Origin of the sequence: Arthrobacter oryzae, assembly GCF_037911235.1 — a bacterium.
Classification (GTDB): Bacteria; Actinomycetota; Actinomycetes; order Actinomycetales; family Micrococcaceae; genus Arthrobacter; species Arthrobacter oryzae_E.
Map to the genome: position 1 here is coordinate 84,640 of NZ_JBBLYW010000006.1, position 8,585 is coordinate 93,224.

Sequence of the window (8,585 nt, forward strand, 5' to 3'; positions counted from 1 at the left end):
TCCCGTAGTCTCGCATCAGTGACTCCAGCATTCGCGAGTTGAGCGTTAGGACTGCAGTGCCCGTCAGCGACAGGCCGCCCACAACACCTCCAATAGCCGAAATTGCGGTGAACCCGGCAGCAAGAGCAGGTTGATTTACGAAGGTGAATGCCCACCACAACAGTGTTCCGGCAACGGCAGTCCCCACTGCGGTGAGGAGGTACAGCCGTCGCAGACTCGTGTCCTTGGTCCGATAGGATGGCTTGTTCAATTGGTGCCCCCGTCCTCGGGCTTCAGACTACCTGAGCCCCGTCAACTCGCTGTATATCCTCAGCAGGTCTTTTCTATCCTTGCCGAAGGCACTGACAATCTGCTGGATGGTGGTAAAGGCTTCGAAGGCACGAGTAACCCCATTGGTAAGCCTTACATTCGTGCTCCGCGTAAGCCTGTGATGAAGCAAGTCAATTTCGGTGGCAGGGATATCGGCTTGGTAGTCCGGTGTCGTCTTCACTTGCGCTTTCAGCACATCGCCCGACAGGGAACCAAACGTTTCGTTGTAGAAGTCCAGCAGTTTTCGTTCGTCCTCTTCCGAGCTGATGCCTCGGACAGTGCTGACCTTTATCTCCACACGAAGTGCTCCGATCTGTTCGGATTGCCCCCCAAATATCTTACCGACCCCACTGGCATCCATAACCAGGCTTCCGACGTTCCCGGCCACATTCAGTGATTTGAGCCCACCAGTTCTGTTCAGGTAAGTCGAACGTTCCTTGTCAATGACCGGGACGGCTTCCAGGAAGAACTTATCTTTCGAAAGAGCGGTAAGCTCCTCTTCTAGGAGAACTTTGGTGAGCCATGCTGCGAAAGCGGCTGGTCTCGGCGAGGAGATCGACTCGGAAATCACTCCAAAGATGTTTCCAAAGGGGCAAAACCAAACGAAGAGGTTGTCGACTGGGTCCCATCCATCGCCTGCCAGGTCCATGGCCTGCTGTTCCCCGGTATCTCGGTTTTGCTGGTTAGGGACGTAGTCCTTGTTACCTGCGAGAATGATCCCATAGGTGGTCGTCCTGTCGGTGATCTCCAGAGCACCCCTGAGGTCGTCCGTCCGCAAGTCATCCTGATTCTCGTCAGGGACAGCGAGAGCGAGAATAGTCCCGGTCAACTCCTGGCCGTCTATGTGCTGCTTGTGCGGTCGACTATGGAGGGACGCTAGAACACTTTGCCAGTCTGTGTCCGGAAGTCCTGACGGGTCATTCAAGTTTGTTAGCTGCCAGTACTGCAGAGTGCGCGGAAGCGTTTTCGGGCGCGTGGCCATGGTCTCCCCCAAGAGGTGGGTCAATGATTGGTTCCGGATCGCAAGAGGCGTCCGACCTCGGGCAATGATACCAACACGATTCGCTTCCTCGGTTTGCGTCGGCTGCGGAGGCAGGGGATGTGCACCGAGACCGTCAGCAGCTGGGCGCAAAAGCATTGCTACGAGCTGACGTAGCCCTTGCTCAGTTCTGTCAGCCGAAAAAGCGGCGGTTGGGATCGATGGAACTCCCTGCACTGAAAGAGTGCAACTTTCGGCCCTTGTCGCCGCAGCCAGAAGAGCACCGCATGGCTGCGGCGGCACGCAGCAATATGTGTCATCGTGGGCCAGAGTTCAGCAGCTCAGTGTTAGCGGCAATTTACTTGTTTGGGATGTGGATCCAAGCGACATAGTGTCGAAGCGCTCAGGCTTCACGGCTGGCGCTACTACTCAAGCTAGCCTTGTCCCGTGGAATATGACTTGGTCCGTATGGGCAACAAAGAATTCGAAGACATGACCGTCGCCCTATGCAGTGCTGCCTTCGGACCAGGTGGACAGTCGTACGGCACGGGCCGGGACGGCGGCCGCGAGTGGACCTACCAGGGTACACTACCTCTCCCAACGATTGATGTTCCACAAACAGACTTCGATCAGCGCTTGGGCAACAACTGGAGCGGCTATACGGTCGTTCAGGTCAAACATAAAGAACGACTGCCCGGAGGCGCAGAAGATCGCGACTGGCTACTGAACAGTATCCAGAAGGAAGTGAACGCCTGGCTCAGTGATGACAAGGAGCGGAAGCCAAAACCACAGAACTTTTTGGTTATCACCAACGTGCGCCTGTCAGCGGTCCAGGAAGTAGGAGGCATTGACAAAGTCGCCGATGCCATGAAGAAGCATGCCAAAGCTATGAATCTACGCGGCTGGGCCGTATGGCATTCCTCGCACGTTTCGCGACTTCTCGATAATCATCCCGCCATACGGCAAACGTATTTGGGCTTGGTCGTCACCGGCGATATTTTGACCGTGCTGCTCGAAAGCGTCTCTGTTCATAATCCCGATGCCGCAAGGGCACTAACTGGTTTCGTAGCTAAAGAACTGACGTCTAATAGTGCGATTCGATTGACACGGGCTGGCAACGGTCCTGATGAAGAAAAACTTGCAGAAATTGGCATAGATTTGCCGACGCAAGATCGAAGCAAGACCGCAGACGATGACGGCAATCCGATTCACCAATTTGTTGCAGCAAATGTTATTTCGTATGGAGATCATCCGAAAAGTATTTCCGGTGCCGACTTCTGCACCGTGCTCATTGGCGGCCCCGGTCAAGGCAAGTCCACTATTGGTCAATTAATCTGCCAGTCGTATCGGGCCGCGATCCTTAAGGATCGCATCCACATGCTTTCCCCTGAGAATCAGGGTATCTTAAGTGAAACGCTGAATCATCTTGCGCTCATAAAGGTCCCTTTACCACGCATGCTGCGGTGGCCAATCTACGTACGCTTGACCGAATACAGTGAGAAGATTCTGGGCGCGGAGGATTACTCGTTACTACGCTTCATCACCGACCAGATAAATGCACGTGGGGGTCAGTATGAGTTGACTCGGTCCCACCTATATTCCTGGCTACGACAGTGGCCATGGATGGTCGTACTTGATGGGCTGGACGAAGTCCCCGATACGAGTACTCGCAGAACCCTCCTTGAGAAGATAAGTGAGTTCGTCACGGATGCGGCTGAGCAAAATGCTGACATATCAATTTTGGCAACAACCCGCCCTCAAGGCTATGAAGATGACTTGGGGACACTCAGCCCAAGGGAATACGAATTAGTGGAACTTAGCAATGCCCAGGCGTTGCATTATGGCCGTCAACTCGTTACTGCTAGACACCCCGCCGACACTACCTTTGCTGATGAAATCTACAAGAGACTAACCGACGCGGCGAAAGAAGCAATGACTGCGAAGCTCATGGGCTCACCCTTACAGGTGAGCATCATGACCTCCTTGCTAGAGGATCGACTTCGACTGCCAAGAACCCGCCACGCATTGTTCTCCGAGTTCTACGAGACGATATTCAAACGAGAAGCAAACAAAGTAGGTTCCGTAGGGGTACATGTTGCTCGACATAAACCGAACATTGATGCCATACATAATGCCGCCGGCGCCCTCTTACAAATTGAGGGCGAAAAGTCAGGACAGGCGGATGTTCACTTAACGCGCTCCGACCTTAAGGCACTGGGCATCCGGCACCTAAAAAATGAGATGACCTACGATCCACATGAGGCACTAACAACTGCCGAGCGGCTTATTAGTATTGCCTCGGATCGATTCATTCTTCTGGTAGAGCCTTCCACCGACAATTGGGGTTTTGAGGTTCGTAGCTTTCAGGAATTTATGGCCTCGCGATACTTAGTCACTGGTCCAGATGACTTAGTAATGGCGCGCTTGCAGCTGCTGGCAAGAAGTACACATTGGCGCAATACCTGGCTTTTTGCAGCGTCTCAAGTTTTCGATGATCGTTCCCACCTGCGGGAAGCACTTCTCCATATTATCTCGGAAATGGATGAGAGCTCAATAGCCGAATACTGGGTCAAGCCGGGTGCGGTACTAGCGGGAGACTTGCTGCTCGACAACTTTGCTATCGACACACCTGGACTCCGGAAGAAGCTGACTATGCAGGCCGTGGAATTGCTGGACAGTCCCCTTCTGCCGCGGCACCTAATTGACGTTTTTCATGATATGGCGGAAAGAGACCCGGTCATACGTGAAAAGATTCAAGAGAAATTTCGCACGGCCATCGTGGCTGATAATTATCGAGCTGCGGCCGCCGAGCGCACAATGCGCCAATGGCATCGTATGCACAAGGGCGGAATTCCAACATTTATCCGCTCGCTAATTCCAATCTCAGAGAGGGAGGCCGACAACGCTGAAAAAGCGCATCCCGGCTTTTCCATAAAGGGAGCAACGCGGTACAGTCTACAGGAGCTAATTGCCCCTTATATTCAGGATAAGGCGTTGACAGAGAAGGACTCTACAGTACTTAAAGCCTACTTAGATTCTTCCTCTGTCACTTTTTTGCGGCCCAAGGAATCACCCATTGTCGGGTACATCGCGCTAGACAGGACGGATGCCGAGACGGTTTCCGTTATAGACTCCGATCCGGCATGCGGTGCTTTGCGAGAGGCGTGCTATAGAGCGCCGAAGGAAAAATCGGTACTGGCCACCTGGCTTCTCCAGCACTTGGCCCAGTACATTGGGCAACGAGTTGTCGGACAGGGGCTCGGTTCCGTCGGTCCCGTGCCTCATCGCGCGGACGAATAGCAGGACTCACGTCTAAGCGAGCACAAATAGCCCCGCCTACAATCATGGCTGGAGATTGAGACCTGGGCGGTACAGAAGATTTCACCCCAGGGGTCACCTCAAACCTCCGCCACAGGAGCCGCGAACTGCGCCTCGTACAGCCGCGCATAAGCCCCGCCCGCAGCCAACAACGAAGCATGCGTTCCCTGCTCCACGATCTGGCCGGCCTCCATCACCAGGATGAGGTCGGCGTCGCGGATCGTCGAGAGGCGGTGCGCAATGACAAAAGAAGTTCGGTCCGACCGCAAAGCACTCATCGCCTTCTGCACCAGCACCTCGGTCCGCGTATCCACGGAAGAAGTCGCCTCGTCCAGGATCAGCACCGACGGCCGCGCCAGGAAGGCCCGCGCAATCGTCAGCAACTGCTTCTCGCCAGCCGACACGTTGCCTCCCTCGTCCTCCAGCACCGTGTCGTAGCCCTCCGGGAGTGAGTGCACGAACCGGTCCACGTACGTCGCCTTCGCTGCCTCCAGAATTTCGGCTTCAGAAGCCGAGGGCCGGCCGTACGCAATGTTGTCCCGGATGGTCCCGCCGAACAGCCACGTATCCTGCAGCACCATGCCCATCCGCGAGCGCAGCTCGCGCCGGGAAACAGAGGTGACGTCCACGCCGTCGAGCGTGATCCGCCCCGCATCAATCTCGTAGAACCGCATCATCAGGTTCACCAGCGTCGTCTTGCCGGCCCCGGTGGGGCCGACGATCGCCACGGTCTGCCCGGGTTCGGCAACGAGACTAAGAGAAGAAATCAGCGGCTTGTCCGGCGAGTAGGAGAACGAGACGTTCTCGAACACCAGCCGCCCCCGCCCGCCGGCCGGAACAGAACCGGCAGCCTCCGGCGATTCCTCGTCCTCATCCAGCAGCGAGAACACCCGCTCCGCGGACGCCACCCCGGACTGCAGCAGGTTGGCCATGGACCCCAGCTGGGCCAGCGGCTGGGTGAACTGCCGCGAGTACTGGATGAACGCCTGCACATCCCCCAGCTGCATCGCCCCGGACGCCACCTGCAGGCCGCCCACCACCGCGATCCCTACGTACACCAGGTTCCCGATGAACGTCATGGCCGGCATGATCAGCCCGGAAATGAACTGCGCGCCGAAGCTCGCCTCGTACAGCTCCGCGTTCTTCTGCCGGAACCGCTCCCCCACTTCCTGCTGCCGGCCGAACACCTTCACCAGCGCATGCCCGGTGTAGGTCTCCTCGATCTGCCCGTTCAGCTCGCCGGTATGCTTCCACTGCGCCACGAACAGCTTCTGCGAGCGCTTGGCGATCATCGCCGTCGTCACCAGCGTCAGCGGAACAGTCACCAGCGCAATCAGCGCCAGCGTGGGCGAGAGCAGGGACATCATCAGCAGCACACCCAGCACCGTCAGCAACGACATCACCGCCTGGCTGATGGACTGCTGCAGGCTCTGGGAAATGTTGTCGACGTCGTTCGTCACCCGGCTGAGCAGCTCACCGCGCTGGATCGAATCGAAATACCGCAGCGGCAGCCGGTTGATCTTCGCCTCGATCCGCTCGCGCAGCCGGAACACCGTCCGCTGCACCACACCGTTGAGGATGTACGCCTGGATCCACATGAACGCCGACGCCAGCACATACAGCACCAGCGCCCACAGCAGCACATTCGCCAGCGCCGTGAAGTCGATCCCGGTGCCGGGCGTCAGCGCCATGGCACTGAGCATGTCCGCCTTCTGGTTCTCCCCCGCGGCCCGCAGCTGCGCGATCAGCTGCGCCTTGGTCATCCCGGCCGGCAGCTCCTTGGACACCACGCCGGCGAAGATGATGTTGGTGCCCTCGCCCAGCAGCCGCGGCCCGATCACGGACATCGCCACCCCGGCCACGCTCAGCACGATCACCAGCACCAGCCACATCCGCTCCGGCCGCAGCGTGCCCAGCAGCCGTTTGGCGGACGGCCAGAAGTTCATCGCCTTCTCCGCCGGGATGTTCATCCCCGCGAACGGTCCCCCGTGTCCCGGACCGCCGCGCGGCCTGGGGATGCGTTCGACGGCGGCAGTCCCGCCGGGTGCCCCGGCCGCCGGCCTGCTGGGGGTGCTCATACCGCCTCCTCCGCTGCCAGCTGCGAGGACACAATCTCGCGGTACGTCTCCGACGTCTCCAGCAGCTCATGGTGCGTGCCGTGCCCCACGATCCTGCCGTCGTCGAGCACCAGGATCTGGTCCGCGTCCGCGATGCTGGACACCCGCTGGGCGATGATCACCAGGGTGGCGCCGGAGGTGTCGTGCTTGAGCGCCTGCCGCAGCCGCGCGTCGGTGGCGGTATCCAGGGACGAGAACGAGTCGTCGAAGATATAGAGCTCGGGCCGTTTCACCAGCGCCCGGGCGATCGCGATCCGCTGCCGCTGCCCGCCGGAGACGTTCGTGCCGCCCTGCGAAATGGGCGCGTCCAGCCCGCCCTCCATTTCCCGGACGAAGTCCTGCGCCTGCGCCGTGGACAGCGCCCGCCACAGCTCATCCTCGGTGGCGTCCGGCTTGCCATAAAGCAGGTTGCTGCGGACTGTGCCGGAGAACAGGTACGGCCGCTGCGGCACCAGCCCGATGTGCCCCCACAGCTGGTCCGGCTGCAGCTCGCGGACGTCCACGCCGTCGAACTTCACCGCACCGGACGTCGCGTCGAAAAGCCGCGGCAGCAGGTTCACCAGGGTGGTCTTGCCGGAGCCGGTGCTGCCGATGATCGCCGTCGTCTGCCCGGACCGGGCCGTGAAACTGATGCCGGACAGAACCGGCTGCTCGGCACCCGGGTAGGCGAACCCGACGTCGTGCATCTCCATCTCGCCGCTGCCCGCACCGCCCCGGCCGGCGGCAGCGGTGACCGGATGCTCCGGCGGCCGCACGCTCGACTCCGTGGTCAGCACCTCGCCGATCCGGTCCGCCGAAACCGCGGCACGCGGAATCATCACCGCCATGAACGTCGCCATCATGACGGACATCAGGATCTGCAGCAGGTAGCTGAGGAAGGCGATCAGCGTGCCCACCTGCATGGAGCCGTCCTCGATCCGGAACGAGCCGAACCAGATCACCGCCACGCTGGAGACGTTCAGCACCAGCATCACCACGGGGAACGCGAGCGCCATCAGCCGGCCGGCCCGGAGCGCGGTGTCCGTGACGTCCTCGTTGGCCTGGGCGAACCGGGCGGTTTCGATGTCCTCGCGGACGAACGCCCGCACCACCCGGATGCCGGTGAGCTGCTCGCGGAGCACCCGGTTCACGGTGTCGATCCGCACTTGCATCTTGCGGAACAGCGGCACCATCCGGGTGATGATGAGGGCGACGGCGATCAGTAGCAGCGGGACACTGACGGCGATCAGCCAGGACAGCTGCGCATCCTGCCGGACGGCCATGATCACGCCGCCGACGGCCAGCATGGGCGCGGCCACCATCATCGTGGCGGACATCAGCACCAGTTGCTGGACCTGCTGCACGTCGTTGGTGGAGCGGGTGATCAGGCTGGGCGCCCCGAAGCGGGTGACCTCCTGCTCGGAGAACTCCCCCACCCGGGTGAAGATGGCCCCGCGCAGGTCCCGGCCCAGCGCCATGGCCGCCTTCGCCCCGAAGTACACGGCCACCACCGCGCAGGCGATCTGCAGCAGGGTGATCCCCAGCATGAGGCTGCCCAAGCTGAGAATGACGCCGGTGTCCCCCTTGGCCACGCCCTCGTCGATGATGTCCGCGTTCAGCGTGGGCAGGTACAGCGACGCGATGGACTGCGCCAGCTGGAAAATCACGACGGCGATCAGCAGCCGCCGCTGCGGCCGCAGGTATTCAACAAGCAGTTTCCAGAGCATGGCGGCTCCTGGTCCAGGGCTCACGGAACGTGATGCGAAGGTCAGTTTACGTCCGCAGGCTGGGAGTTCAGCGGGCTGTTGGAGGAGAAATTCGGCCGGTTCACGGAGGGCGTATTGGCATACTCTGGGAAGCAGCCGCACCCCGATGCTGAAGGA

At 59.8% G+C, this 8,585-nt stretch carries 4 protein-coding genes; 1 reads left to right on the plus strand and 3 read right to left on the minus strand.

The genetic code is table 11. The features are described from left to right. Window positions 1-277: 277 nt before the first annotated feature. Window positions 278-1,138, minus strand: coding sequence for a hypothetical protein (locus WMN78_RS02475; RefSeq protein WP_340531821.1), 861 nt, complete (start codon window positions 1,136-1,138; stop codon window positions 278-280). A gap of 597 nt (window positions 1,139-1,735) precedes the next feature. Between WMN78_RS02475 and WMN78_RS02480 the strand changes: the two genes are divergently transcribed. After that, window positions 1,736-4,588 (plus strand): hypothetical protein, encoded by a 2,853-nt coding sequence (locus WMN78_RS02480; protein WP_340531822.1) that lies wholly within the window; start codon window positions 1,736-1,738, stop codon window positions 4,586-4,588. A 98-nt stretch (window positions 4,589-4,686) separates the two neighbouring features. Here WMN78_RS02480 and WMN78_RS02485 read toward each other — a convergent pair whose 3' ends face one another. Next, a complete protein-coding gene (locus WMN78_RS02485) occupies window positions 4,687-6,684 on the minus strand; it encodes an ABC transporter ATP-binding protein (RefSeq protein WP_340531823.1) in 1,998 nt (665 codons plus the stop codon). Next, window positions 6,681-8,429, minus strand: coding sequence for an ABC transporter ATP-binding protein (locus WMN78_RS02490; protein WP_340531825.1), 1,749 nt, complete (start codon window positions 8,427-8,429; stop codon window positions 6,681-6,683). The genes WMN78_RS02485 and WMN78_RS02490 overlap by 4 nt, the downstream gene beginning before the upstream one ends. Between the last annotated feature and the right edge of the window lie 156 nt (window positions 8,430-8,585).

Excerpts from the sequence above, each read along its gene's own strand:
- WMN78_RS02490 (WP_340531825.1), bottom strand. The coding sequence starts at position 8,429 with ATGCTCTGGAAACTGCTTGTTGAATACCTGCGGCCGCAGCGGCGGCTG.
- WMN78_RS02485 (WP_340531823.1), bottom strand. The coding sequence starts at position 6,684 with ATGAGCACCCCCAGCAGGCCGGCGGCCGGGGCACCCGGCGGGACTGCC.